27 protein-coding genes are annotated in these 26,974 nt (G+C 52.4%); 15 read left to right on the forward strand and 12 right to left on the reverse strand.

What is annotated here, in order from left to right; genetic code table 11:
- Positions 1 to 214: 214 nt before the first annotated feature.
- Positions 215 to 787, reverse strand: a complete 573-nt coding sequence (locus tag PY990_RS04340) for a hypothetical protein (RefSeq protein WP_275270566.1) — start codon at positions 785 to 787, stop codon at positions 215 to 217.
- 133 nt (positions 788 to 920) lie between these two features.
- Here PY990_RS04340 and PY990_RS04345 point away from each other — a divergent pair, with 133 nt between their 5' ends.
- The 4 genes from PY990_RS04345 to PY990_RS04360 are packed head-to-tail and all read left to right on the forward strand — an operon-like array spanning position 921 to position 3,245.
- Positions 921 to 1,304, forward strand: a complete 384-nt coding sequence (locus PY990_RS04345) for a PA2779 family protein (protein ID WP_275270567.1) — start codon at positions 921 to 923, stop codon at positions 1,302 to 1,304.
- Positions 1,301 to 2,254 (forward strand): PA2778 family cysteine peptidase, encoded by a 954-nt coding sequence (locus tag PY990_RS04350; protein WP_275270568.1) that lies wholly within the window; start codon positions 1,301 to 1,303, stop codon positions 2,252 to 2,254. Before PY990_RS04345 ends, PY990_RS04350 begins: the two co-directional genes overlap by 4 nt.
- Positions 2,254 to 2,517: a SemiSWEET transporter gene (locus tag PY990_RS04355; protein ID WP_008252246.1), complete on the forward strand. Its 264-nt coding sequence runs from the start codon at positions 2,254 to 2,256 to the stop codon at positions 2,515 to 2,517. Before PY990_RS04350 ends, PY990_RS04355 begins: the two co-directional genes overlap by 1 nt.
- Entirely contained in the window at positions 2,514 to 3,245 is a 732-nt protein-coding gene (locus PY990_RS04360) for an SDR family oxidoreductase (RefSeq protein ID WP_275270569.1), read from the forward strand. Before PY990_RS04355 ends, PY990_RS04360 begins: the two co-directional genes overlap by 4 nt.
- Before the next feature lie 23 nt (positions 3,246 to 3,268).
- Here the strand turns inward: PY990_RS04360 and PY990_RS04365 are convergent, their stop codons facing one another.
- Positions 3,269 to 4,573, reverse strand: coding sequence for an NAD(P)/FAD-dependent oxidoreductase (locus tag PY990_RS04365; RefSeq protein ID WP_275270570.1), 1,305 nt, complete (start codon positions 4,571 to 4,573; stop codon positions 3,269 to 3,271).
- 186 nt (positions 4,574 to 4,759) lie between these two features.
- Here PY990_RS04365 and PY990_RS04370 point away from each other — a divergent pair, with 186 nt between their 5' ends.
- The 4 genes from PY990_RS04370 to PY990_RS04385 are packed head-to-tail and all read left to right on the forward strand — an operon-like array spanning position 4,760 to position 11,148.
- Positions 4,760 to 5,920, forward strand: coding sequence for an efflux RND transporter periplasmic adaptor subunit (locus PY990_RS04370; protein ID WP_275270571.1), 1,161 nt, complete (start codon positions 4,760 to 4,762; stop codon positions 5,918 to 5,920).
- Between the two features lie 24 nt (positions 5,921 to 5,944).
- Positions 5,945 to 9,079, forward strand: coding sequence for an efflux RND transporter permease subunit (locus tag PY990_RS04375; protein WP_275270572.1), 3,135 nt, complete (start codon positions 5,945 to 5,947; stop codon positions 9,077 to 9,079).
- A gap of 1 nt (position 9,080) precedes the next feature.
- A complete protein-coding gene (adeC, locus tag PY990_RS04380; RefSeq protein ID WP_275270573.1) occupies positions 9,081 to 10,565 on the forward strand; it encodes an AdeC/AdeK/OprM family multidrug efflux complex outer membrane factor in 1,485 nt (494 codons plus the stop codon).
- A complete protein-coding gene (locus PY990_RS04385; protein ID WP_275270574.1) occupies positions 10,549 to 11,148 on the forward strand; it encodes a TetR/AcrR family transcriptional regulator in 600 nt (199 codons plus the stop codon). The genes adeC and PY990_RS04385 overlap by 17 nt, the downstream gene beginning before the upstream one ends.
- Before the next feature lie 57 nt (positions 11,149 to 11,205).
- Here the strand turns inward: PY990_RS04385 and cueR are convergent, their stop codons facing one another.
- On the reverse strand, positions 11,206 to 11,625 hold the full coding sequence (gene cueR / locus PY990_RS04390) for a Cu(I)-responsive transcriptional regulator (protein WP_275270575.1): 420 nt from the start codon (positions 11,623 to 11,625) through the stop codon (positions 11,206 to 11,208).
- Between the two features lie 2 nt (positions 11,626 to 11,627).
- Complete coding sequence (locus tag PY990_RS04395; protein WP_275270576.1) at positions 11,628 to 13,868, reverse strand: heavy metal translocating P-type ATPase; 2,241 nt, start codon at positions 13,866 to 13,868, stop codon at positions 11,628 to 11,630.
- A gap of 125 nt (positions 13,869 to 13,993) precedes the next feature.
- On the opposite strand from PY990_RS04395, the gene PY990_RS04400 reads away from it, so the two are divergent.
- On the forward strand, positions 13,994 to 14,269 hold the full coding sequence (locus tag PY990_RS04400) for a heavy-metal-associated domain-containing protein (protein WP_275270577.1): 276 nt from the start codon (positions 13,994 to 13,996) through the stop codon (positions 14,267 to 14,269).
- A gap of 9 nt (positions 14,270 to 14,278) precedes the next feature.
- On the opposite strand, the gene PY990_RS04405 is transcribed toward PY990_RS04400, so the two are convergent.
- Positions 14,279 to 14,914 (reverse strand): class I SAM-dependent methyltransferase, encoded by a 636-nt coding sequence (locus tag PY990_RS04405; protein WP_275270578.1) that lies wholly within the window; start codon positions 14,912 to 14,914, stop codon positions 14,279 to 14,281.
- Positions 14,915 to 14,950: 36 nt separating this feature from the next.
- On the opposite strand from PY990_RS04405, the gene PY990_RS04410 reads away from it, so the two are divergent.
- The 3 genes from PY990_RS04410 to PY990_RS04420 all read left to right on the forward strand — a co-directional run bounded on the left by PY990_RS04410 (position 14,951) and on the right by PY990_RS04420 (position 18,969).
- Entirely contained in the window at positions 14,951 to 16,357 is a 1,407-nt protein-coding gene (locus PY990_RS04410; protein WP_275270579.1) for a sodium-dependent transporter, read from the forward strand.
- A 92-nt stretch (positions 16,358 to 16,449) separates the two neighbouring features.
- Positions 16,450 to 18,420 (forward strand): alkyl/aryl-sulfatase, encoded by a 1,971-nt coding sequence (locus PY990_RS04415; RefSeq protein ID WP_275270580.1) that lies wholly within the window; start codon positions 16,450 to 16,452, stop codon positions 18,418 to 18,420.
- 105 nt (positions 18,421 to 18,525) lie between these two features.
- Complete coding sequence (locus PY990_RS04420; protein WP_275270581.1) at positions 18,526 to 18,969, forward strand: VOC family protein; 444 nt, start codon at positions 18,526 to 18,528, stop codon at positions 18,967 to 18,969.
- Position 18,970: 1 nt separating this feature from the next.
- On the opposite strand, the gene PY990_RS04425 is transcribed toward PY990_RS04420, so the two are convergent.
- Positions 18,971 to 19,501 carry a hypothetical protein gene (locus PY990_RS04425; RefSeq protein ID WP_275270582.1) on the reverse strand — a complete coding sequence of 177 codons (531 nt, stop codon included), beginning with the start codon at positions 19,499 to 19,501 and terminating at the stop codon, positions 18,971 to 18,973.
- 172 nt (positions 19,502 to 19,673) lie between these two features.
- On the opposite strand from PY990_RS04425, the gene PY990_RS04430 reads away from it, so the two are divergent.
- Positions 19,674 to 20,090 carry a hypothetical protein gene (locus PY990_RS04430; protein WP_275270583.1) on the forward strand — a complete coding sequence of 139 codons (417 nt, stop codon included), beginning with the start codon at positions 19,674 to 19,676 and terminating at the stop codon, positions 20,088 to 20,090.
- Here the strand turns inward: PY990_RS04430 and PY990_RS04435 are convergent.
- Positions 20,087 to 21,418 (reverse strand): NAD(P)H-dependent oxidoreductase, encoded by a 1,332-nt coding sequence (locus PY990_RS04435; RefSeq protein ID WP_275270584.1) that lies wholly within the window; start codon positions 21,416 to 21,418, stop codon positions 20,087 to 20,089. The genes PY990_RS04430 and PY990_RS04435 overlap by 4 nt on opposite strands.
- An 89-nt stretch (positions 21,419 to 21,507) precedes the next feature.
- Positions 21,508 to 22,104, reverse strand: coding sequence for a DsbA family oxidoreductase (locus tag PY990_RS04440; RefSeq protein WP_275270585.1), 597 nt, complete (start codon positions 22,102 to 22,104; stop codon positions 21,508 to 21,510).
- 773 nt (positions 22,105 to 22,877) lie between these two features.
- On the opposite strand from PY990_RS04440, the gene PY990_RS04445 reads away from it, so the two are divergent.
- Both PY990_RS04445 and PY990_RS04450 read left to right on the forward strand, forming a co-directional pair.
- The gene (locus PY990_RS04445) at positions 22,878 to 23,399 is read left to right on the forward strand and encodes a hypothetical protein (protein ID WP_275270586.1); all 522 of its coding nucleotides are present in this window, start codon (positions 22,878 to 22,880) and stop codon (positions 23,397 to 23,399) included.
- Between the two features lie 262 nt (positions 23,400 to 23,661).
- Complete coding sequence (locus tag PY990_RS04450; protein ID WP_275270587.1) at positions 23,662 to 23,826, forward strand: hypothetical protein; 165 nt, start codon at positions 23,662 to 23,664, stop codon at positions 23,824 to 23,826.
- A gap of 302 nt (positions 23,827 to 24,128) precedes the next feature.
- On the opposite strand, the gene PY990_RS04455 is transcribed toward PY990_RS04450, so the two are convergent.
- The 4 genes from PY990_RS04455 to PY990_RS04470 form a co-directional block, all read right to left on the reverse strand.
- A complete protein-coding gene (locus PY990_RS04455) occupies positions 24,129 to 25,190 on the reverse strand; it encodes a plasmid recombination protein (RefSeq protein ID WP_275270588.1) in 1,062 nt (353 codons plus the stop codon).
- A 102-nt stretch (positions 25,191 to 25,292) separates the two neighbouring features.
- Positions 25,293 to 25,604 (reverse strand): helix-turn-helix domain-containing protein, encoded by a 312-nt coding sequence (locus PY990_RS04460; protein WP_275270589.1) that lies wholly within the window; start codon positions 25,602 to 25,604, stop codon positions 25,293 to 25,295.
- A 12-nt stretch (positions 25,605 to 25,616) separates the two neighbouring features.
- Positions 25,617 to 25,829 carry a helix-turn-helix transcriptional regulator gene (locus PY990_RS04465; protein WP_275270590.1) on the reverse strand — a complete coding sequence of 71 codons (213 nt, stop codon included), beginning with the start codon at positions 25,827 to 25,829 and terminating at the stop codon, positions 25,617 to 25,619.
- A 94-nt stretch (positions 25,830 to 25,923) separates the two neighbouring features.
- On the reverse strand, positions 25,924 to 26,922 hold the full coding sequence (locus PY990_RS04470; protein WP_275270591.1) for a hypothetical protein: 999 nt from the start codon (positions 26,920 to 26,922) through the stop codon (positions 25,924 to 25,926).
- Positions 26,923 to 26,974: the final 52 nt, after the last annotated feature.

Genomic DNA, 26,974 nt, shown 5'->3' on the forward strand with positions numbered 1-26,974 from the left:
TTGGGTAAAAGAAAAATATTTCACTTATATTTCAACTAGATAAAGCTTATCGCGATGTGCATTCAAAAACTAACCAAACAATTGATTGACATCACCAACCACTACACGATGTAAGCTTTTTACTTACAACTAATTAACCCGTGACTGTAAAAAAACAAAAGCCGGCTGAACCAGCCGGCTTTGTGAAATGAAACTAAAACTTATTGTTTATCACTTAGTCATCTCGACCTCGACCATGTTTGCCATGTCCATGGCCTCGATCATCATGCTTCCAGTGTTTGCCGTGCCCACGGTGCTCATCTCGATCATAGTCACGGCGATATTCCCGCCGATCATAGTCCCGGCGATCACGGTGCTTGTGGTCGTAGTAATGGTCGCGATCATAACCACCCCGATCCACATACGTGATTCGGTCCCGGTACACGTAGCGCTGTTCGATGTAGCGCGGGCTGAAATCGTAATAGTCACGTGATCTTACGAAATACACTGGTCGTGAACACGCGTCATAGCGTCCACAATAGCGACCCCATTTTTTAAGGTGCCCAGGGGGTACATGCAAGTACACCGGTGCCAGAATACGTGACGGACGAGTCACAATGAGGGGCTCGGCATACACCAGAGCTGGGTAGCGCCCGTTGTCGATATTGACAGAGCCATATACGCCAGGAAGCACTTCCCCGCCTACGCCAATTGAAATATTTACGGCCTGAGCCTGCATGGGCGCCAAGGCAAGACCAGTCAGAACTGCAAAACTGGCCGAAAAAATCCTGAACAATCGAGTTTTCATCACAAATCCTCCTTGCGGTGATGTCAACTAAAACGCAACGGCCTTCGTTTGGTTGACTCGGAATAAATAGGCGGTAACGCTTGTTTAACCCTATGATGGTCTTTCCCACACACAAGAATGATGGAGTAATAAAATGACTAAAACTATGCGCGCAACAGCAATGGCAGTTTTGTTGAGCTTTTCAAGCAGCTTTATTGTGGCACCAGCCCACGCAGCAATCGTGAGCACCGAAGAAGCGGTTGCCATGCATCAGCAAGACCGTTCCGAACTCAAACAATTCTTTGACCGTGAAGACATTGCCAAAGCCCTGCAAGCTCACGGCGTCAGCCCTGAAGTTGCCAAGGCACGTGTTGATTCCATGACAGAAGAAGAAGCCCAGAAGTTGGCCGCCCACATTGAGAACGCACCCGCAGGTGCCGGCATTGTTGGTGTACTATTTACCATCTTCATTATTTTGTTGGTAACCGACATTCTTGGCCTGACCAAGGTATTTCCGTTTACCCGTTCCGTTCGATGAAATTACGTTTTTCCAGTACCGCCTGGGCCCGCTTGGCGGGCTCAGCTGTACTTGTAGGGCTGTTGGCCTCTTGTTCAATTTTGCCAACAGTCCCGCAAGACCTTCAAAACACCGTTCAGTCTCAAGCCCCAGTTGAACTCAAAAACGTGCCGTTTTTCGCACAGGAAGAGTTTTATTGCGGCCCGTCAACATTGGCCATGGTGCTCAACCATGCCGGTGAAAATACCGATCCGAACAAACTGGCTGAGCTGGTTTACTTGCCTGGCCGCCAAGGCAGTTTGCAACTTGAAATGCTGGCTGCACCTCGCCGTTTGGGCTACCTGAGTTACCAAATTGAACCCAAACTTCCCGCCCTGTTTGACGCCCTGAATGCTGGCGCACCGGTGGTGGTTTTGCTGAATCTTTCACTCCCGATTGCACCGCAATGGCACTACGCCGTGGTGGTGGGTTACGAGCCTGGCAGCAACAGCATGATTTTGCGCTCTGGCCCGAAGGAACGTGAGTTGATTCCCGTGGCCACCTTTCTGAAACTTTGGGAACGCTCACAGAACTGGGGCTTTACCGTGATTAAAACCACCGCCGAACCACCCAGCTACGTGAATGCACAAGGCTATCTGAATTCAGCGGTTGCGCTTGAGCGCTCAAACACTGAGAAAGCCGGGCAGGCTTACCAACAGGGTGCGAAAACCTGGCCCACCGAGCCCTGGTTTCATTTTGGTTTAGGTAACCTGGCCTATGGGGCCAAAAGTTATGTGGAAGCCGAACAGCACTACCGCAAGGCAGTGGGTGTGTACCCCGACATGGCTGATGCCTGGAACAACCTGGCGGAAACGCTAATCAAGCTGGATCGCAAGAATGAAGCCCGTGCAGCAATCAACAAAGCGATCGCCATAGGCGGTGGGCGCATTGCTGCCTACAAGGAAACAGCCCAGAAAATACAGGCCGACTGATGCAGCTGGATTGGGCCCAAACTTTGGGCTTTGTGGCCGCAGCACTCACCACCTTTTCGTTTATTCCGCAGGTGGTGTATTGCTGGAAAACACGCGACACCCGAAGCATTTCTTTGGGCATGTACGCGTGTTTTTGTTTGGGTGTGCTTCTGTGGCTGGTTTACGGTTTGTTGGTGCAGCAATGGCCTGTTGTGGTGGCCAACGCAGTCACATTGTTGCTCGCCAGCTCCATTTTGTATTTGAAACTGAATCAAAAACCATGATCAAAGCAATTTTGACGGGGCACAGTAAAGGGCTGGGCTTGGGTATTGCCCGCGCACTGCTGCATCAAGGGCATGCTGTATTGGGCATTTCCCGATCACAAAACACTGAACTTCAACAGCAATACAACGAAGATCTTCAGCAAATCAGCCTTGATTTGGCAGAACCCGGCGCACTTGAGCAGCTTGAAAGCAGCCCCCAACTGCTGAAATTCATTGCAAACGCAACACAATTGCTTTTAATTAACAACGCGGGCCTGGTGTCTCCAATAGGGCCATTGAGTGCGCAAACCATTGTCGATATTTCCAGAAGTGTTCAGCTCAATGTTGCAGTGCCTTTGGCCCTGAGCGCCTTGCTGGCCCGGAAAATTCTGGGCACCCAACAACTTCGGATACTGCACATATCCAGTGGCGCTGCCCAAAGTGCCTACCCGGGCTGGAGCGTGTATTGCGCCACCAAGGCCGCGCTCGACATGCATGCTCGGGCTGTGCAACAAGATCAACTGCCGAATGTTGCCATTTGCAGCCTTGCACCCGGGGTGATCGACACCGCCATGCAAACACAAATTCGGGAAACCGACGAATCGCTTTTCCCCAACAAACAACGATTCATCCAGTTAAAAAAAAGCAATTCGCTGAGCAGCCCAGAGTCAACCGGTGAACGCTTGGTGCAGTACCTGTTGAGTCCGAATTTCGGCAGGCTTGCTGTGGACGACCTGCGCGCCCACTGATCCACAAACACGCCGATTCGGGCTTAGTGCAGCTTCACCAGAGGTGTGGCGCGTTTGAGCAGATAACGCGCCATGGCGAGTAAAAAAGTTTTCATGCCGCCCAGCACGGCATAGTGATGCATCAAATGCAAACTCGCGTACATGCTGCGTGCAAAAAAACCTTCCACAAACATGCTGCTGGCTTTGAATAATCCGCCCATCAAACTGCCCACGGAACTGCGAGAACCGAGCGATACGAGAGAGCCATGGTCTTTGTACAGGTAAGGCTTGCTCAAAGCGGGCTTACCTCGCTCTGCATTCATGATGGTTTTGTAAATGTAGTCAGCCTGCTGGTGCGCAGACTGTGCACGGGGCGGAACCATACTGCCATCGGGTTGCACACAGGCCGCACAATCACCCAGCGAAAAAATGTGCTGCTGACCCTTGACCCGCAAATCACCCTCCACTTCCAGCTGATTGTTTCGGTTCACGGGCAAACCCAAATTGGCCAACCAAGCGGGCGCCTTAATACCCGCGGCCCACACGCACAAATCGGCCTTGTAGCGGTTGCCACTGGCGTCCTCTACTTGCTTGGGTGAAATTTCCACCACCCTGCAATTGTTGACTACAGTAATGTGGCGCTGCTCGAGCAAACGCAAGGCTGCACTCGACACACTTTCTGGCAGCACAGGCAGTATGCTGGGTGCTCCTTCCAGAATGGTGATGGTCACGTCGCTGGCTGCGTTTATCCGGCTAAAACCATAACGGCTGTGAACGTGGCTGGCTTCGCGCAACTCTGCGGCCAGCTCAACACCGGTGGCACCGGCGCCAATAATGACAATGTCCAGGCTTGCGGATGGATCCAGTTTCTTGCGCAAATCAAGCGTGGCCAAATGCTTGAGCATTTTCAAGCGGAAACTCTCGGCCTGTTGCGGCCCATCCAGCGAAATGGTGAAGTCTTGCGCACCTTTCACACCAAAATAATTGGATTGACTGCCCACGGAAATCACAAGCGTTCCAAACTGCAACACGCGCCTGGGCAACACCTCATCGCCCACATCGTCGCGAACCGCAGCAATTTCAAGCTGTTTGCCGTGGGCATCCAACCCCTCCATGGCACCCAGTACAAAGTTAAAACCATTGTTGTGGGCCAACATGGGATAAGACAAACCTTCCTGATGAATGTCCAGCGTGCCTGCCGCCACTTCATGCAGCGAGGGTTTCCAGATGTGGTACATCTTGGCGTCGATCAGGGTAACGCGGTCAGGACCCAGCTTGCGCCCGAGTTTACAGGCCAACTCCAAGCCGCCTGCACCACCACCGACAATCACGATTGATGAAAGGTCCAAATCTTTTCCCCCTGATATAAAACTGATTGATCACATTAGAAGCCCAAGAGGGCTTTTGAGCAAATCTCATTCCTGCTCAGTGGTAAACCCCAATTTGACAGCAAATTTTTTCAATGAAAAAATGAACGTTCATTCAGCATTCTAGTCTACTTACTGTTCCCGCATTGTTAATTTCGAGGTAGTACCATGATTAATATAAGAAAAATGGCGCTGGGCACCAGCGCCTTGTTGACTGTTGGCACGTTGACCCTGACCGGTTGCGGCAGTCAAGAAGGCGGTGCAAATGCCGCGGCTGCCCCCGCTTTGCCCAAAGTTCGGGTGTTTGAGGTGGCGGCAAAGCCTGTGTCGCTTTACACCGAATTGCCTGGCCGAACCAGCCCTTACCTCATCGCCGAGGTACGCCCCCAAGTGAATGGCATTATCAAGGCACGCCAGTTTCAGGAGGGTGGCGATGTGAAAGCGGGCACCTCCCTGTATCAAATTGATGCATCCACTTACCAGGCCGAATATGCCAGTGCCAAAGCCATGCTTGAAAAAGCGCAGGCCAACCTCACGAGTGCAAAAATTCGAAACGATCGCTTCCAGGAACTGGCCAAGCTCAATGCCGTGAGCCAGCAAGAACGTGATGATGCTTATGCAGCCTTGAAGCAGGCCGAAGCCGATGTAGCCTCGGGCAAAGCCGCAGTTCAATCGGCGCAAATCAACTTGAACTACACCAAGGTGACCGCCCCCATCAGTGGGCGCATTGGTCGATCCAGCATTACCCCAGGTGCCTTGGTTCAGCAAGGTCAAGCCAGCCCGCTGACCACCATTCAACAACTGGATCCCATCTATGTGGACCTGACACAATCGACCAGCGAACTGCTTCAACTCAAGCGCGACCTGGAAAGTGGCGTATTGAAAAGCGCCGGTAAAGACGCCGCCAAAGTAACTTTGAAGCTTGAAGATGGATCCAGCTACGCACAGGAAGGCAAGTTGCAGTTCAGCGATGTAACCGTGGACCAGAACACAGGCACCGTGACTTTGCGCGCAGTGTTCCCCAACCCGAAATTGCAGCTATTGCCAGGCATGTATGTTCGCGCGTCGCTTGAAGAAGGTGTGCGCGAAGACGGTATTCTGGTGCCGCAAAAGGGAATTATGCGCGATGCAACCGGTGCGCCTTCTGCCTTCATCATCGGTCAAGACAACAAAGTTGAAAAACGCAGCGTGGAAACAGCCAGGGCCATTGGCGACCAATGGTTAATCGCAGAAGGCCTTCAAGCAGGTGATCGCCTGATTGTCGAAGGTATCCAGAAAGTTCGTCCCGGTCAGGAAGTGGAAATCCTTTCCGACTCTGAGAACAAGTAAATAACGCCTGGCAGGAGTAGTACCATGTCCCGATTTTTTATTGATCGCCCCATTTTTGCGTGGGTGATCGCGATAGTGATCATGCTGGCCGGCGCGTTGGCCATTTTCAACTTGCCTGTGGCGCAGTACCCGGCTATTGCACCGCCTGCAGTCACCATTCAAGCGACCTACCCAGGTGCGTCCGCAGAAACCCTGCAAGATTCAGTTACTCAGGTGATCGAACAGCGCATGACCGGACTGGATGGTTTCCGCTACATGAAGTCGACCAGTGACTCCACTGGGCGACTGCGAATCGAGCTGACTTTTGAACCAGGTACCAACCCTGACATCGCTCAGGTTCAAGTTCAAAACAAATTGAGCCTGGCCGTGCCCTTGCTGCCCGATGCGGTACAACGCCAGGGTATTCAGGTGACCAAAAGTTCAACGGGTTATTTGCTGGTGATCGCCTTCACAGCCGTGGATGGTGCATACACTTCCACCGAGTTGGCAGACTTCATCACCACCAACGTACAAGACACCATGAGCCGCGTGAACGGCGTGGGTGAGGTGCAGGTGTTTGGTAGCCCCTATGCCATGCGCATCTGGTTGAACCCGGACAAAATGAATCAGTTCAGGGTGACACCAGGCGATATTCGCAATGCCGTGTTAGCCCAGAACGCCCAAGTGTCTGCAGGTGAGTTGGGTGGTGCGCCGGCTGTGAAGGGTCAAACACTGACTGCAACCATCACCGCACAAACTTTGCTGGAGAAACCGGAAGACTTCGAGCAGATTATTTTGCGCACCACAGAAGGTGGTGCCACCGTGCGCCTGAAGGACGTGGCTCGAATTGACTACGGCAGTGAGAACTACAACATTCTGCCCCGCTGGAACGGACGCAATGCATCGGGTATCGGTATTCGTCTGGCCTCTGGTGCCAACGCACTGGACACTGCCGAAGGCGTGATCGCAGAGATGGAACGTATCACTCCCCTGATTCCCGAAGGCATGGAATGGGATGTGGCTTACGACACAACTCCATTTGTAAAAATTTCGATTGAAGGCGTGGTCAAAACCCTGATCGAGGCGATTATTCTCGTGTTCCTCGTGATGTACCTGTTCCTGCAAAATTTCCGAGCCACGCTGATTCCAACCATCGCCGTGCCCGTGGTATTGCTGGGTACATTTGCTGTGCTTTCTGCATTCGGTTTTTCAATCAACACACTGACCATGTTTGCCATGGTGTTGGCCATTGGCCTGCTGGTGGACGACGCCATTGTGGTGGTTGAGAACGTGGAACGCGTGATGGCCGAAGAAGGGTTATCGCCTTTGGAAGCCACACGAAAATCGATGGATCAAATTACCGGTGCTTTGGTGGGTATTGGCTTGGTGCTGTCGGCAGTGTTTGTGCCCATGGCGTTTTTCCCGGGCTCGGCAGGCGTTATTTACAAGCAGTTTTCAATCACCATTGTGTCGGCCATGGCCTTGTCGGTGATCGTTGCACTGGTGCTGACACCGGCCTTGTGCGCCACCATGCTCAAGCCCATTGAGAAGGGTCACAGCCACGAGAAAAAAGGATTCTTCGGCTGGTTCAACCGCAAGTTTGATGCAAGCAATGCACGCTATCAAGGCGCGGTGGGGCGCATGCTGCACAAGTCGGGCCGTTACCTGATTATTTATGGTGGCCTGTTGGCTGTCACCGCCTTTATGTTCACCCGCTTACCCACCTCATTCCTGCCCGATGAAGACCAAGGTGTGTTCTTCACGCAGGTGCAATTGCCGGCAGGTGCCACGCAGGAACAAACCCTGCAGGTACTGGCCAAGATGGAAGACTATTTCCTGAATGAAGAAGGCGAGAATGTGAAGTCCCTGTTCACCGTGGCAGGTTTCAGTTTCTCGGGCACAGGTCAAAACTCAGGCATTGGCTTTGTGAGGCTGCGTGACTGGAGCGAACGCCCCGGCAAGGAAAACTCGGCAGCGGGCATTGTGCAACGTGCATCCAAAGAATTTGCAAGCTGGCCAGAGGCACAGGCATTTGCCTTTGCACCCCCAGCCATTCGGGAATTGGGTAATGCTTCCGGCTTTAACCTGTTTATTCAAGACCGCACCGGTTTGGGCCGTGATGCGCTGATTCAGGCCCGAAACACCATGATTGGCGAGGCTGCCAAGAATCCGATTTTGACCGGCGTTCGCCCCAATGCGACTGCCGACACGCCGCAATATCAGCTTGACATTGACAATGCCAAGGCTGGCGCACTGGGTGTCACGGTTTCAGAAATCAGCGACACGCTCACCTCGGCCTGGGGTGGCAGTTTCATCAATGACTTTCTGGACCGAGGTCGTGTGAAGCGCGTGTACATGCAGGCCGATGCGCCATTCCGCATGTTGCCCGAAGACCTGAACCGGTTCTACGTACGCAACAGCGACGGCGAAATGGTGCCCTTCTCCAACTTCTCGTCAGCAGAGTGGTCCATGGCCTCTCCACGCCTTGAGCGTTACAACGGCCTTCCCGCTGTTGAAATTCAGGGGCAAGCTGCACCCGGCATGAGTTCAGGCGACGCCATGGACGCCATGGAGGCGATTGCAGAAAACCTGCCTGAGGGCATGGGCATTGAGTGGACCGGTTTGTCCTACGAGGAACGGCAGTCGGGTTCGCAGGCACCACTGCTCTACGCGCTTTCCTTGCTGATCGTATTTTTGTGTCTGGCAGCGCTGTATGAAAGCTGGTCCATTCCCTTCGCAGTCATGCTGATTGTACCTTTGGGTGTGGTGGGTGCCCTGCTTGCGGCCAGTGGCCGTGGGCTGGCCAACGACGTGTACTTCCAGGTGGCCTTGTTGACCACAGTGGGCTTGTCCGCCAAAAACGCGATTCTGATTGTTGAATTTGCCAAAGAGCAATTTGATCAGGGACGTGATTTGCTGGAAGCCACGCTGGATGCGGTGCGCATGCGTTTGCGCCCCATCATCATGACGTCGCTGGCCTTTGGTTTGGGTGTAGTGCCATTGGCCATCTCAACCGGTGCGGGCTCGGGTAGCCAAAACGCAATTGGTACCGGCGTATTGGGCGGCACCATTTCTGCAACCGTGTTGGGCATTTTCTTTGTACCCATGTTCTTTGTGGTGGTCACCCGCTTGTTTGGAAAAAAACGGGCCGAGAAAAACGCCACTGCACAGGGAGAATGACATGAACAAGATTCACGCATGGAAACTCACACCAGTGGTGCTCGCGCTGGCTCTGGCCGGTTGCGGCACACTGGCTCCAAGTTATGAACAACCTGCCGCGCCGGTGGCCAGCAACTGGCCACAGGGCGAGGCTTACCAAGCCGACAGCCCTGCAGCGCAGGCAGCAATTGACCTGGCCTGGCGAGATTTGTTTGTGGACCAGCGACTGGAGCAATTGCTGGAACTGGCCTTGAAAGAAAACCGGGACTTGAGAATTGCAGCGCTGAATATTGAGCGGGCACGTGCGCTCTACCAAGTGCAGCGCAGCGATTTGTTCCCCACGATTTCTGCTGACGGTGAGGGCAATCGTCAACGCTTGCCCGCTGATTTAAGCGGCGGTCGTTCAGGCGGTGCCACCCCGAAACAGTACAGTGCCACAGTGGGTTTTGCTGCCTATGAACTCGATCTGTTTGGCCGGGTGCGCAGCCTCAATGAAGAGGCCTTGCAGCGTTTTCTGGCCACCGAAGAAGCGCGCAAAAGTACACAAATCAGTTTGATTGCTGAAGTTGCTTCCAGTTATCTCACCTTGGCCTCTGATCAAGCCTTGCTTGAACTGGCACAAGACACCCTGAAAAACCAGCGTGATGCCTACGATTTGATCAAGCGCAGTTTTGATTTGGGTGTGGCCTCTCAACTTGATTTGCGCCAGGCTCAAACCAGCGTCGAAGTGTCCCGAGCAGACGTGGCCCGATTTACACGTGCGGTGGCTCAAGACCGCAATGCGCTTGAGCTGCTGGTGGGCAAAAACATTCCCAAAGAATTGCTGCCCGACAGCAACCTGGAGGGAGCCGCTGCCATGGTTGAATTGCGCGCCGACATTCCTTCCGAGGTATTGCAACGCCGCCCCGACGTGAAGTCAGCAGAGCGTTTGCTTCAAGCCAGCAATGCGCGCATTGGTGCAGCACGTGCCGCGTTTTTTCCCAGCATCACGTTGACTGCCGATGCAGGCACTGCCAGCTCTTCACTGGATGGCCTTTTTGAATCGGGCTCGCGTACCTGGAGCTTCATCCCCAGAATCAACTTGCCGATTTTTGATGCTGGCCGCAACAGTGCCAACCTCGAGGTCGCAAAAACAGATCAGCAAATTGCATTGGCTGAATATGAAAAAACAGTACAGGGCGCATTCCGTGAAGTGGCTGATGCCTTGGCTGCACGGGGCACACTGGATGAAGAACTGGAGGCTCAAAATGCCTTGGTGGAAGCCACCTCGGAAAGTTACAAACTCAGCGAGGCCCGGTTTAAACGCGGCATTGACAGCTATCTGAATGTGCTCGATTCGCAAAGGGCGCTTTATTCGGCACAACAAGACCTGATCGCGGTTCGCCTGGCGCGCACCGCCAACCTGGTGACCTTGTACAAGGCATTGGGGGGTGGCTGGACCGAGAGTGACGGCAACCTAGCAAGCGGCTACCAATCGGGAGGAAGCAGCAATGATCAACGAGGCTAAAACCGTGACCAGCAAAGCAGAACTTCGCCGCCAGCAAATTCTGGATGCGGCCGCAGAGTGTTTTCGAAAAAGCGGTTTTCATGGTGCCAGCATGTCGGAGATTGCGAAATCTTTCGGAATGAGTGCGGGCCACATCTACAACTACTTTGAAAGCAAGGAAGCGATTATTGAAGCCATGGTCAAGCGTGACCTGGACCAGGCGCTTGAGCGAATCGCAAAAATTCAAGGTGAGAAAGACATTCTGAAAGCCATGCTGGGCACAGTGGATGAAGGTGTGCAACGGCGCATTGACCGAAGCGAACTTGACACGGAGATTTTGGCAGAGGCCGCACGAAACCCGAAAATTGCCGCCACGGTTCAAGGCACTGATGCGGTGATTCGCGAGAAGGTCACGCATCTGATCAAAGGCATTCAGCCCTTGAAAGACTCGCCACCCTGCGAGCTTAACCTGGCTGCGAAATCCACCATTCTGATGGCCCTGTTTGATGGACTTCAAATTCGCGCCATACGCGACCCGGACATGAAGGCTGACGACATTGCTCGAGTCTTGAAAAGTGTGATTCAGCAGATGCTTCAAAGCTAATATTGGCGCGGCAGGCCTAGGGTATGCTGCTGTCGTTCCCGGCAATCACTGATCTGATTATTCAGCAGCCAACCCATCGAGTATCGGGCAGTCGGGTCGGGAATCACCTTTGCAACACTGAACCAGGCGTTCCAGTTCGGCCTTCATAGCATTCAATTCGCGAATTTTCGCTTCCAGTGCATTCAGGTGTGATTGCGCAAGTTTTTTGACCTCCCTGCTTGGGCGCGTTTTGTCCTGCCACAGGCCAAGCAATTCCTCGATCTGCTTGATCGAAAAACCGAGGTCACGTGAGTGTCGGATAAAACGCAGCAAGTGCAAATCCCGGCTGTTGTACAAACGATAACCAGCCTCGGTGCGGTTGGCCTCGGGCAACAAACCCACCATTTCGTAATGCCGAATCATTTTTGCGGTGATCCCGGATTCCATGGCGGCTTCGCCAATCGTGAACCAATCTTTGCGTGTCCATTCTGCGTACATGTTCACAACTCCACTGTTTCAGGTTTCAATAGTTTGGGTTTCCAGCGAGTCAGCAACAGAGCGTTACTGACCACACTGACTGAACTCAAAGCCATGGCTGCGCCTGCGACTACCGGGTTAAGCAGTCCCATCGCGGCCAAGGGTATTCCCACTGCGTTGTACACAAAAGCCCAGAAAAGATTTTGTTTGATCTTGCTGTATGTGCGTCTGGAAATGTCAATGGTTTGAGCCACCAAGGCGGGGTCGGGACGCATCAGCGTGATGTCGGCTGCATGCATGGCCACCTCTGTGCCACTGGACATTGCAAAACTGACATCCGCAGCTGCCAGCGCAGGCGCATCGTTGATTCCATCGCCCACCATGGCCACCACCTGGCCCTGCTGGCGATAATGGGCCACTGCCTCGCTCTTGTTGTGCGGCAATTGTTCAGCCTGCACCTCTGAAATACCCAGCGCCTGGGCAACGCGTTGCGCACTGGCTCTGGAGTCGCCTGTCAACAACACAGATTTCACCTGCAAATTGGTCAAATTTTGTACAGCTGCAAAAGCACCTGCTTTCAGGGCATCACCAAAACCCAAGGCCCCCAGCAAGGCCACTTCACCTTGCTGGTCTTCAGCAACCCAGGCATGGGTGGGTGCGTTGTCTGGCAAGGCTTGGTTCACCGCGCTCAACGCCGATTCCGGCACACCCAGTTCACGCATCCACCGCGCAGTACCTACATACACACGTGTGCCATTCACCATGCCACTGACACCACGCCCAGGCTGGTCCTGCAATTGTGTGATCGACGGCCATTGAACGCCCTGCCCTTGCGCGTAAGCCAGCACAGCTGCGGCCAGCGGGTGAACGCTGCCCGCTTCAACAGCTGCTGCCTTGGCAAGAAAGCTGTGCAGGCTATTGCTGTTAAAAGGCACTGCTGCACCCACAGATGGCTTGCCCTCAGTCAAAGTGCCTGTTTTGTCAAACACCACAGCGTTAATTCGGTGAGCAAGCTCCAGCGCCTGAGCATCTTTAATCAGGATTCCATGGCGCGCCGCCACACCAGTGCCTGCCATGATTGCAGTAGGTGTGGCCAAGCCCAAGGCGCAAGGGCATGCAATCACCAACACAGCCACCGCATTCACAATGGCCAACTCAAGGTTGCCACCTTCAGCCAAAAATACCCAATACACCAAAGTGAGCGCTGCAATCACCAACACCACCGGTACAAATACGGCACTCACCTTGTCCACCAGCTTTTGAATGTCAGGTTTGGCCGCTTGCGCGTCTTCGACGAGGCGAATGATTTTTGCCAGTGTTGTTTCAGCACCCACAGCGCTCACTTCAATCAATAAGCGCCCATCCAGGTTCACAGCACCGCCCGTCACCAGGCTTCCGGGGGATTTCTCAACCGCCTGGCTTTCTCCGGTAATCAGCGCCTCATCCACATGGCCTTCGCCTTCCAGCACACGGCCATCCAGCGGAATTCGCTCACCGGGCTTCACCACTACCTGCATGCCCACCGCCACACTGGCAATCGGCAGCACTTTTTCTTGCCCGTTCTGAAGCACTGTGGCAGTGTCGGGCCGCAAGGCTTGCAACGCAGCAATCGCTGCAGTGGTTTGCCGCTTGGCGCGTGCCTCCAGCCACTTGCCCAACATCACCAAGGTGATCACTGCGGCAGACGCCTCGAAATACAAATGCGGGTTGCCCTCGCCCAACATGTAAGCCGACAAACCAAATGCAGCAGAAGTACCAATGGCCACCAGAAGGTCCATATTGCCCGTGCGGTTTTGAATTGCTTTCAATGCTCCCCGATAAAAACGGGCGCCCAACCAAAATTGCACCGGGCTGGCCAAAAGCAGTTGTATCCAGCCAGGCAACATGTAGTGCTTGCCAAACACCATTCCTGCCATGGGCAACACCAAGGGCAAGGTGAGCAATGCCCCCCACAACACCATCATGCCTTCATGATCATTTTGTTTTGTGGTGTGCGAACCCGCTCTGGACGCGCCCGCTGAGCTCGGCTGGCTGGCAGTTTCAATAGGCTCCGCGTCATAGCCTGCTTTTTGAACCGCCGCGATCGCGTGTTGCAACAGATCGGGTTTGGCCAGTTGTACGCGGGCCTTCTCGGTGGCCAGGTTCACCGTTGCGCTAATGACGCCGGGTGTGGCCAACAATGCTTTTTCGACAGCGCTGGAGCATGAAGCACAGCTCATGCCGCCCACAGCAATGTCGATGGTATTGGACGGGTCGGAATTCATGCTTGCTCTCCATGGTGTGATGGAAGCATTTTCAACCTTAACACCATGTCAAGGTCAATGCCTTGACCTTACCATGATTGGAAGCTTCAGCATATCCATATGTTCAATTCGATGGGAGAGTCTTCATGACACCGCCATGGCAATTGCCCGAGAAAGTACATGCATTAGAATTGCGTTTACCCCCAACTGGAGTGCAAAACATGATTACCTTGAGTGTAGAAAAAGTGAAATGCGGCGGATGTGCCGCCAATGTGAAACAGGCTGTATTGGCCAAAGACCCACAGGCACAGGTGCAGGTCGATGTCGCCAATAAACAGGTAGAAATTGACTCTCGTCTGGACGGACACACCTTGGCCACGATTGTCAGCCAAGCCGGTTACCCGGCCACGCTGCAAGCCTGATTCAAAAGATCAAGCTGGCTCGCAGTACGCCTGGCCCCAGTAGTTGTAAGTGAACGCCCTGGGGCCTGGCACATACATGGTTTCAATGTCATCCACCAAAAACCCGCCTTCCTTGAGCAAAGCGGGAATGTCCCGGTTCAAGTGACAACCACCCGCCAGTTTTCCCCACACGGGCTGCAAGCGATTCTGTGTGTTGCGCACTTTCTCATCCGGTGCCGCGCCATGCTCGCAAAACAGCAACTTACCGCCCGGCTTTAACACTCTGCGCATTTCCTTCAAGGCTTGCACGGGCTCTGGAATGGTGCACAGGGTGTAGGTCATGACGATGGTGTCGATACTTGCATCGGGCAGTGGAATTTTCTCGGCGGGCAACCCCATAAGCTCTACGCTCAAGCCGGTTTGGTCGATGCGTTTTTTCGCCAGACGATGCATTTGCATGGCAGGGTCCAGGCCAATGATTTTTTCAACTTTGGCAGCGTCATAGTGGCGCATGTTCAACCCGGTACCGATACCAATTTCAAGCACCAGCCCTGTGGCTTTGGGTACCACTTTCTGGCGTTGCCTGTTGATGGCTTTCATGCCGCAGGCGAAATCCAGCAAAGTAGGCAGTACGTGTCGGTCATATAATTTGGCTAACAATCCCAATTTTTTGTCCTTTTGTATTCAGGAAACGTCGCCACCATGCAAAACAACCCAGACCAGTTCAGTTCCAAAATCGGCTTCGTGCTGGCCGCAGCAGGGTCAGCGGTGGGCATCGGTAATTTGGTGGGTTTTCCTGTGGCCGCAGCCAAAAATGGTGGCGGTGCATTCCTGTTACTGTACATTTTTTTCGTCATCGCCATTTGCCTGCCGCTGATTCTCGCCGAGCTTAGTTTGGGCCGCGCCACCAACCAAAACCCTTTGGGAGCATTCAGGCAGGTTTCCAGAAACAACAAAGCCTGGGTGCTGGCTGGTGCTTTGTCATTGATCACACCATTCATGATTGCCGTGTTTTACAGCGTACTCACAGTATGGCTGCTGGGCTATTTTCTGCTGGCACTGATGGGCCAACTGGACCAATTGGCCACCCCTGTCTATTTTGGGGGCTTTATCACCAGCCCATGGATATTTGCCTACCTTGCGGCGGTCATTGGCATGGTCATCATGGTGCTCAAAGGTGGTGTGCGCGATGGCATTGAAAAAGCATCCCGTTTGCTCATGCCCATGCTGTTCATCATGCTGATTGGTCTGGCTGTATTTGTGCTCACCTTGCCCAACGCCACTGCCGGTTTGAAGTTTTATTTCACACCGCAACTGGACCGCATCACCTGGAGTGTGGTCAACGGTGCCTTGTCGCAAGCATTCTTTTCGCTGTCGCTGGGCATGGGTATTTTGATTACTTATGGTTCGTATTTGCGCAAACAAGACAATCTGGTGCAGTCAGCCAAAATGCTGGCCTGCACCGACACTGGTGTGGCGCTGGTAGCAGGCTTGATGACCCTGCCCGCAATTTTCGCCATTTACCCCAACACCAACCCCAGCGAACTGAGCGATTCTTCGGTGGGCTTAATCTTCTCGTTTTTCCCGAATATTTTCATGGCCATGGTGCCGAAATTCGGTTATGCCATGTCCAGCCTGATCGCAGCCACATTCTTCCTGTTGGCGTTTGTAGCCGCCATTACCTCGCTAGTGTCGATTATTGAGGTGCCAGTGGCGGCCCTGAAAGCCGAGGGCAAGAAAACCCGCAATGCAGCACTTGGCATTGTTATTGCAGCTGTGTCGATAGGTGCCATGTTCAGCGCCTTGTCGTTTGGGCAAGTGAAATGGCTCAGCGATTTCGCTTTTTATTCCGGCGCCAGCAAATCGCTGTTTGACGTGTTGGTTGACGTGTTTTACGACACCATTTTGCCTTTCAACGGTTTGCTGATTTGCCTGCTGGTGGTGTGGCAATGGAAACGTCACAACATGACCGCTGAGATGCTGACAAGCAATAAAAATGGTGCCAGCGGTTGGCTTGAGCGCTATACCCACTTTGCGATTGCATTCTGGATTCCGTTGATTCTGGCCACTGTGTTTGTTGTCACGGTAATCAACAAATTTTTCAGTTGAACGTCACCACAGTCGATCCACTGAATTACTGGCACGCTTAATGCCACTTTTATGCTGTAATAAGGAAAATCAAAAAATATTCCGGAGACAGCATGAAAACAAACCTGGTCTTGGCTGCCCTTGTTATGGGCACGTCTGCCTTGATGGCAGCCTGTTCAAAAACCCCCACCTCAGTCGATCCCAACAGTGCGGCAAGCCCTTTCACACAGGCTTTTCACGCTGAAGTGGCCAAAAGTACCGACCTTGCAGACCCAGCCAACAACGCCGATGCGCGCAAAGGTTTAATCGCCAAACCCACAGGCAAGGTGTTAAACGACGCCGGTGAGCTTATTTGGGATTACGACGAATTCAACTTCATCGAAGGCAAAGCCCCCAGCACGGTGAACCCCAGCCTTTGGCGGCAGGCCAGCCTGAACAATCAAATTGGCCTGTACAAAGTGGCCGACCGCATTTACCAGTTACGCGGCTTTGATTTGTCCAACATGACCTTGATTGAAGGCAACACGGGCTGGATTGTGGTGGACGTGCTGACCAGCGAGGAAACAGCGCGCGCCGCCATGGCTTTTGCACGGAAACACCTGGGCGACAAACCAGTGACCGCCATTGTATTTACCCACAGCCACGTGGACCATTTTGGAGGTGCTCTGGGAGTGCTCAGTGCCGAAGAAGTGGCTGCACGCAACATACCTGTTGTGGCCCCGATTGGCTTCATGGAAGAAGCCACCAGTGAAAACCTGCTGGTGGGCATGGCCATGGCGCGAAGGTCGATCTACATGTATGGCAAACGCCTGCCCCGCAGCCCTGAGGGTTTGATTGACAACGGTTTGGGCAAAGCCGTGGCCTACGGCAAGGTGGGCATACTACAGCCTACGCTGGTGGTGAAAGAAGCCAAAGAAACCCACGTGCTCGACGGCCTTGAATTCATGTTCCACAACGTGCCTGGCAGTGAAGCGCCCTCCGAGTTCGTGTTTTACCTGCCCACCCTGAAAGCCTTTGGCAGTGCGGAACTGTTTGGCCACACCTTGCATAACCTGTACACCCCGCGCGGTGCCAAAGTGCGCGATGCGTTGAAGTGGGCCAGTTACATGGATGAAGCCATTGCCTACGCAGGCGATGCCGAAGTGATGTTTCACCAGCACAATTGGCCAGTGTGGGGGGCCGAGAACGTGCGTAACTTCATGGAAAAACAGCGCGACACCTACCGCTTCATTCATGACCAAACCGTGCGCCACATGAATGCGGGCTACACCTCCATGGAAATTGCAGAGAAGGTTCAAATGCCGCCGGCCTTGAACAACTTTCTGAGTGGGCGCGGCTACTACGGCACCGTGTCACACAATGTGAAAGCGGTGTATCAGTTTTATATGGGCTGGTTTGATGCAAACCCCACCAACCTGAACCCCCTGCCCCCGGTTGAAGCTGCAAAGCGGTATGTGGATGTGGCAGGCGGCATGGATGCCTTGCTGAACAAAGCAGAAGACGCCATGAACAAAGGCGAATATCGCTGGGCGGCTGAATTGCTGAAGCATGCCGTGTATGCCGACCCTGAAAATGCACGCGCCAAAGCCTTGCTGGCAAAAAGTTTCGACCAGATGGGCTACATGGCAGAATCGGCGCCGTGGCGTAACTTTTACCTGACCGGTGCACTTGAGCTGCGCCAAGGTGGCTACGCCGAAGGGTTTCAACGCACAGCCTTTATCGACATGCTGAAACACACGCCCACCGAGCGTTTTCTGGAGGCCATGGCGGCGTCGCTGAACAGCGACAAAGCCGAGGGCGAAGACATTCAGATCAACCTTGTGTTTTCCGACACGCAGGAAAGCTACGTCCTGCGCATTCACAACAGCGTACTGCACCACAAGGCAGCTCAGCCTGAACCAGGTTCAGCCGCCACACTCACATTGAGCAAACCATTCTTTTTGAACATGATGACTGGTGAGGCGGGTGCGACTGATTTGCTGTTTTCGGATCAAACCAAAATTGACGGCAGCACGATCAAGCTGGGCCAATTTTTTGGAATGCTAGAGAAAGCAACGGGTAACTTCAACATTGTGACGCCTTAACCAACCCATGGCATGTCAGTAATATTCGGGTTTCCACGATTGGCCTGGAAACCCGAACAACCCTATAGTGTGTGAAGATCAATCGCACATTCACTGGTAAATCACATGTCTGCTCCGCAAGCCAAACACAGCACACTTCAGCCCTTCCACCTTGCATTCCCGGTCACCGACATTGAGGTAGCCCGCAAATTTTATGGCGAGGTGATTGGCTGTGAAGAAGGCCGCAGCGCCCCACACTGGGTGGACTTCAACTTTTATGGTCACCAACTTGTGGCGCATTTGGCACCCGAAGAAGTGGGCTGCAAAGCCAACAGCAGTGTGGACGGCCATGCCGTGCCTGCCAAACATTTCGGCGTGATTTTAACCATGGATCAATGGAACGAACTGGCCGACCGGCTAAAAGCTGCGGGCACCAAGTTCGTGATCGAACCCTACATTCGATTCAAAGGCCAGGTGGGCGAACAAGCCACCATGTTCTTCATGGACCCATGCGGCAATGCGCTTGAATTCAAGGCATTTGCCAACATGGATCAAATATTCGCCAAGTAAATCAGCTTTTTGCGTTTTTCCAGACGGTGTAGGGCTCGTCATTCTTGGTGCGCACTACGCTGTCGACTTCGTCCATGTACACCTCGCGGTCTTTGGAGTTGAACGCTTCAGTCAGGCTGACCATGCCCAGTGAAAATCCTGTACCCACGGTGACATAACCAAAGGCCCAATCCTGCACAATACCTTTCTTGTCGACCAGGAAATAAGTAGCCATACGCTTCTTGCTGTCGAATCCAATTCCTTCACGGGAGTTGTCAAGAATCGCGTTGTTGTCCATACGATCGGTGAAATGCTTTTTCACCACCATGCCATTGGAAAGTTTTTCCTCGCCAATAAACTTTCCATAAGTTGCATCATTTTGAATGGGCGCATAGGGCTGGCCAACATGCTTGGCCAACATGCGCGAAGCAATGCCATGACCCACGGCATCACCCATGCTGTTCAAGGCACCGCATCCACCCACGCTCATGCTCACTGCCAAAATTCCTGCCACCGCCAATAATGTACAAAACCCCCGAAGTATTGTCGCCATCGCTTGTTCTCCCCCAATGTCTTTGAACTTGTTGAAGCAATTTAAACCCTTCGCCTTACGGGATATATCCTATAAACAGAGTAGTCAATTTGATTACAACATTCAGCAGATTGGCGTAGAGCAATAACATGCCTAGCATGGTGTTCAATCAACAACACCATGCGAGGGGACTATGGGGATTCGTCAATTCGGTTTAATGGCTGCCGTTCTTTGCACGGGTTGCGCTTCGATTACTCAAGGCACCAGTCAAACGCTTATTTTTAAAATGGAGCCCCAGCAAACCGTGTGTACCTTGAGCAGGGACGGCGAAGGCGAACTTGGCGTGGTGACCGGAAAAGAGAACAGCATCACGGTGGGCAAAGACAAGGACGACATCATCGTGGCCTGCAAGGCGCCCGGCTATGAAGACAAAACAATTCGCCTGGTCAGCAGTGCGAGCACCGCAGGCGTGGCCGGTGGTGCGTTTATTGATTTGGGCATCACCGACATGATCACTGGCGCCATGTGGCAATACCAAAACGAGATCCGCGTGGCTTTGAACAAGCCAGGCCAGGCGCCCGCCAACTCTGACTTTGCCAAACCTCTCTAAAACGATTGCTCCATTTCACGGCGAAACTTCACCGCCGTGGAATTGGCGTCAAACGCCACATCATTCCAGCTCACGGCTTGTCCGGCTTTCACGGGTTTGAGCAATTTCACACCATGTGCCAAGCCCAAAGGCAATCCACCCAAGGCCAGCGATTCCTGTGCAGGCATCAGCTTGCCGTACACGGTGTAACCACCCTCACCGTCCAGCAATTCACCCGCCTTTAAATCACGCTTGGCAGTGGCCACCACATCACCATGCCAGCAAATGGGAGCGCCAGTGGCTTCTCCGCGAATACCGATGGACGCCACCGAAATTCCCAATTCCAGACCAATCAGGTGAAAGGGTTTGTACATGCTGGAGTACTGTCCACTGGGGTCGGTGATCAAGCCGTATTCCTTGAAGCAGCGGGCCACGTATTCGCTGTCGGCAGCGAAGGTGACATACACCCCCCAACGCAAGTCGCGGAACACTGGGCGTGTGTCACGCTCAACACTGGAGATCACCTCCACTTGCCCGCGTTGGTCCAGAATGCCGCCGTGTTCACGTGGCTTTAAGATTCGCGCCAAGTCATCCACACCCACTGCCGGAAACTTCAAGCCACTGGGGGCTGCAAGGCCTGTGGCATTGGCCACTGCCGCCATTTCGATCGCGCTTTTGGTTCCGTCCAGAAAGCTGTTGAACATTTGCGCGTTCATGCCGCCTTTGGCTGCGTCTTCCGCCGTTAAACCGTAGTTGTTCCACACGGTGTCAGGCGTGCTTTCATGATAAGTAGGCAGGTACTTGGTACCTTTGCCCGCGGCCACGACAGAAAAACCAGCGGCCCGCGCCCAGTCCACCATTTCAAAAATCAGCGCAGGCTGGTCGCCATAAGCCAGCGAGTACACAATACCCGCCTCATCCGCTTTGCGTTTCAGCAAGGGGCCTGCAAGTGCGTCCGCCTCCACATTGACCATCACAATGTGTTTTTTAAATTCACAACAGGCCAGCACATGGGCAATGCCCACCGCCGGGTTGCCTGTGGAGTCGATGATAATGTCGACAAAAGGCGATTCAATCAGCTTCATGCCGTCGTCAATAATCGCGGTGTTGCCCTGTTTGGCGGCTTGCTCCAAGGAGTTGGCCGCATAGCTCTCTTCTTTCCAGCCCACATTTTTAAGTGCAGCTTTCGCCCGTGCCGGGGACAAATCAGCAATGCCCACCATGTGAATGCCGGGCGTGCGTGGTACTTGGGAAAGGTACATGGAACCGAATTTGCCAGCACCAATCATGCCGACGCGCAGGGGTTTTCCAACAGCCGCACGCTGCTGAAGCTTGGAGAATAAATTCATGAAAGCCTTCTAGGTGGATGCAATATTTGCCCACAGAATAACCCGTGCACACATGTGCGGAAAACCCGCAGTATCCCTAGGACAGGCAATTACCTCCCCCGCTGAATTGCATCCCGCAGGGCCTGCACACTGGGCACGCCTGAGAAAAATTGTGCACCCACTGCCAAAGATGGCACGGCCTGAATACCGACCCGCTTTGCATATTGCAAATCAGCATCATGCTGCGCGTTGGCTTGGGGCGAGCTGACGAACTCATCCAGTCCGGCCGGGTTCAATCCCAGATTTGCAAGAATTTTTTTCAGTACCTGATCTTCACCAATGTTCAGGTTTTGCTGAAAAAACGCTTTCATCACGGCGGTTGCGTATTCGTTGCCCTTCCCCTGTTGCTTCGCATATTGCAGTCCCAAGAATGCTTTGCGTGTGTAGGGTTGAGGGGAAACGGTGGGCAGTTGAATGGGCACCCCAAGGCGTTCAGCCATGGGGTACACCGACGCCTTCCACACCCGCGGCAGGTATTCATCCTCAGGCTTTAAGGTGGGTGTTGGGTAGGGTCGAAGCTCGAACGGCATCCACTCTATTTCGACATTTAAGCCTTCGATGGCCTTCTCGATAATTGACTCTCCGAGAAGGCAGAACGGGCACACGAAATCGGTCCAGACCTGAATTTTGATGGGGGTAGTAGACATGGGGGTACTCCTGGTTTGAATGCTGCTAACTGCCGGCGTTAGTTTGCCACCTTAACGCCCCTGCCGCGAGCCTCACTCACGTTCGTCTCTTGCAAGGTCGATTCTCCCGGCTTTTCGCTCATAGGCGAAAAGCTTCGAATCCCCCACGCAAAGTCCGCAGGGACTTTGCTTCCCTGCCGCCCAGAAATGAAAAAAGCCCTGAACTAGGTTAAGGGCTTTTTGTAATTTCTGGCGAGAGGGTCGTTCATATCATTTCCTGAAAGCCTCTTCAGGTCGAGTTTCTGTAATACATTAATCCTTAAATACCCCCATAAATACCCCCACTATATTTTGATGCCTATCCGACACCATCTCCCACCAATCCCACAAATTGTGGAAATTTAGGGAGGTTTGTTCACTGCTTGTTTTGATTGGCTCAATGTGAACCATTCGTGCAAAAACCGAACTCTCCCTGCTTATTAGCCCCCCATTAACTCGCTCTCATCATCGAGCAGAGGGGCGTTGTCGTATAAATTATTCCCGATGTTGGTGGAACTGTTCCAAAACTAAGTCCAATTTTTCATGGACCAACTTCAGCCGCTCATTTAGGTACCACCCATGTGCGAACCAAGCAACTACGGCAGTGGCCACAATTGTTTTTTCTATATCACCGTCAAAAAGCATACTTTCCTCCCCGATTTCTCTGTAACGTAAGCACACAACTCTTGAGATCATCAACCTTACGCTCTAAACGTTGATGCTAACCTTAGACTCTGGAAACTGCGATACCTGAAATGAAAAGACTGACTGCACTTGCTTTGGTAATTTATTCAAGTACGTTATTAGCCAACGAATTGTCGCCAACTCAATGGCACGCATCTACCTGGATATGCTCGACCGAAGCGGCAGGGGGGCTTGGCTTTGATAAAGCAACCAAGCGTTGGCAAGGTAAGGGTTTTAACAACAAAGACAACTTCACGTTAAAAGGCGTCTCACCCTTAACTACAGAAGAAAAATTAAAATTCGGAGCCTATGAGATTAAAGATGTAGGGGACGAGAAAGGCCAATACTGCTTTGCTGATGACCTAAAAACCAGCAGTTACTTTAAATGTATCTCTCTTGGTGGAATGGAATTTACATTTAATAACCACACCAAGCGTTTTATGGCTGTTTACAAAGGGCAGTATCTTGAGTCCAGGTCCAGCCTCTCAGAACTAAGCCCTAAAGAAAAGAAGACACACAACGAACTACTTCCGCTAGTTGACGGAATGACCGACGACATAGCGATCGCGATCGGAAAGTGCAGCAAGCTTTAATTACCGCTTTGAAAGCACTAGGGTTGATGAGCGAGTAAGGTTTTAGTGATGAGAATCGTGAAGATACCCATCAATCACCTGCTGCTTGTATTTGTGAATCTTTCTGGAAACAATCGAGCCACAGCCACACAAAACGCTTTTTCCCTTCTCATCTCACAATCAGCCAGCCTGTTCATGAGCCGTTCATAGGTTTGCAACCTCATACCCTTTGGCCGCTGCCAATCCACCCCAAGTTTGGACTCAATCCGCCCCTGTTCTCGCCATGAGCGATCCATTACATCCTCTGATTGCGAGCTGTACGCCACCCGCTGGCAATGCCTGCAAGCAAAGCGCCCCGCCCGCATATAAAGCAAGGCCACCTGTCTGGCACAGCGCGGGCACTGAAACCAAGGCCGCTGACCACCAAACCTGCACGGTGTTTGAATAATGTTCACCCGCTCATTTATGTGCTGCGTAGTTTGTTGAATCGTTGCCGAATAAATCAGATTCACCACACTTTGCGGCGTCACCTGCACAGTAATGGTGCCGCTTGGCTCACCTCCCCGGTTCCAACACCACGAAAAAGACCGCTCATCAGCAAGCAGCCCACGCCGCGCCCATATGCGCACGTCTACCCGGTGCAATTGTTCAGCTTTGAGCCTGTAACCGGGTCTGCCAGCCCCATACCTTGAACCACCCTTCGCCATGCTTATAACTCCACTGAAAACGAAATTTCTTGGCTAAATGTTGTTACATGCCTTTGCCAGTCGATGGGCCAAGCATGTTTCGCCTTTCCTTTAAGGCTTTTTCGACCCACTGCGCCGCCTGCTTTTGACGGCTGTCATTTTTTGGCGGTGGGCTGTAAAACTCGCCCGTTTCTGAATCAAACATTGACGGGTCAAGTTCTGAATCTCGAACCCTTACGACATCTACCATCAGTTTGCTTTTGGGTGGTTCAGTGGTTTCAGGTAGCAGCGTTTTTGTGCCGAAGTCTACAGAGCATAGACTTGGCATTTTTTGGCATGATCCGAAGTCTATAGACTTTGTTTCTTGCTCTTTTCCTTTGCCCTTGCCAGTAAAAATCTCTGTCATCGTTTTCATGCGCTTTTTTGGCGTTGGCGCATCAATTCCCAAAGCCTGAAGGTAAGGGGCTGGATCACGTTCAATTGAATCACGCACTACCGCCCACACTTTGCTTTTTAACACCGAATCTGCGCCCGCCTGCAAGGCTTGAAGCACAGACTTTGCCCATACCTGCCTTGTGAGGCCGGATAGCTTTGCTGGGGCTTTGTGCAGCCCAAAGCGTGAGGCCACCACATCAAAAAAGGTTTGTTGCATCGCCATCAGTTTTTGACGGTTGCCCATTAGCCTGCCTCCGTTCATTCGCCCATCGATCAACGGCAAAATCAACACATGGCAATGATGCTGTACCTCGTCCCTGTGCAAATCTGAACTGAGCAGATTTTTTTCACCGCCGAAAAAGTCACCAGCCCATGCCGTACAGGCCATGAAATAATCACGCTCGTTAAGGCCGTGCTGCACTGGCAAACTGAACACCAATTCCAGCCCCAACACAGCGTCTTTGCGTAGGTTTGTTATACCTGCCGCCGCCATTAGGTCTTTGGCACGTTGTGCCACAGCATCAGCAGTTAGCGGCCCCAAGAGGGTTTCATTCAAGTGGGAACGTGTTGGATCAATCGATGACGATGCACCCAACTCCGCTTGAATGGTGCGCTTGTTATGGCGCGCCGCTTTTCTGATAATGCCGCTACCTGTGAGCTTTTTAATTCTCAAGATAGCGGCCCCGCTCATTTATGCCACCCCAGTTTTTCTAGAAGGTAGGCAAGGTACTGCGTAGGTATAGCGCACCAAATCGGCAACACCGCGCCTATGCAAAAAGCCAAAATCACGCCATCAATTACACTCATGATTTACCCCGCTTTCCAGCACATACAATCCGATGTTGTGGAGTTCGCCCGATTCGGTCAGTACATTGACCCAAAGGGTTTTGATCTTTTCACCAAGGTCGCGGAGTTCTTTGATTCGAGCCGGTGGAAAGTAAACATCAAGATAACGCATGGCCTCAAACGTAGAGATGGCCCAGCCGCGCTTGAAGGCCGCCATAAGCCGCCGTCTTTGCGTTGCGCTGTCATTACCCTTAAACTGATCCCGGATTGCTTCAAGGGCCGCTTTCTTCTCGGGGGAAGTGGCTTTTTCTTTTTTCATGATCCGCCCTCCTTATTTCTCTGCCTGCGCTTTGAGAAAAGCGTCAATGGCGTTGATATCGAAAAGCGTGACTTTCTCCCCGGCCTTCAATGGTTTGGGAAAGCCTTTGCGGGTTTTAACCCACTGCCACAGGGTTGATCTAGCAATTTGAAAGTGGGCACAAGCCGCCTTGGCTCGTGCGTACTGGGGTTTTGCTGGGTTAGCTGCTGTTTCATTTTGTTTCATACCGTTCCTTTCAATGTGAGTGGGTACGGTATGAACTTTAAAAAGCCAGCCAAAAATTTAATAGATGAAATATTTGAGAGGTTTTTACGAAAACCTACCCCCCTGTTCTGGGACGACCGCCGCTCTTGTTCCAATTTACGACTGTAGCAATTGCGTCTTTCGATGCAACTGTAAGTTCTGGATATCTCTCGTTTAAAAAAGAAATTACTCGTTGCTTGGGCGTCTTACCTGTAGTGTTTTTTGCATGTTCCCAAGCGGTGACTGCAATATGTAACAACTCTGGGTAATGCTCACTGTCAGCGTCAAAATAAGGGGCTGTGTCAGCAGACTCGCCCTCCGGTAACAATTGATACTTACGTGCCCAGTCAACCCATTCAATTTCAAAACCTCGCTTTTCTGCCCAACGCACGAAATAAACCGGGCTCTGTCTTTGAGAAGGGTCGTGATCGCCGCTGTCCCACTTCCGCTTTAAAATGCCCAACATGGTCGCCCGCAACGATAAAACCTTAGTTTTGAATTGCGAAGTCTCATCGTTGGCCCAAAGTTCTACCTCAGCCAATCTTCTTTGCAACTCATCAATATCTGATTGGGTACTTCCATCTTCTCTAGCCTTCCGAATCATTCCCTTTAATTCGCTAGAACTGTACTTAAAATCGTCCTCTACGGGATAGTCATACAGGTCTGACTTGTCGCTGAAGCAAGTCGCATGTTTGATTCTTGGCTCCTTTACTTCTGCGCCCATAAAGTTTTCATAACTCCAATCTAGGATTGCAGCATCGGGATCAATACCTGCCAGTATCTGTAATGCCTCGGTGGGAACCCACGTTTCAAGCTCCAACAAATTTGAGAGTTGCGAGTACATAAATGGGTTTTTATGCTGGCCCGCAACACTCTGCAAAGCAACATGTAAGCTAACGTTCATTGAAAGGTCTCGGTACTCGATTTCACGATTCACAAAGCGATTCAGCTCAGCCTTTTCATCGGGAGATAGTTCAAAACTTAAATCTGGCTTCTCCGAGTATTTCTTTTCAGAAAGTTCCTTGATCTCCTTCAGGCAACTATTGAAGCGGAAAACATCCCTACCGAATTGCATGACCTTCCCCAAAGATCCCCTTTATTAAGTTGCCAGCCCAATCCGTCAGGGA

This window comes from Limnobacter olei (assembly GCF_029087225.1).
Taxonomy (GTDB): Bacteria; Pseudomonadota; Gammaproteobacteria; order Burkholderiales; family Burkholderiaceae_B; genus Limnobacter; species Limnobacter olei.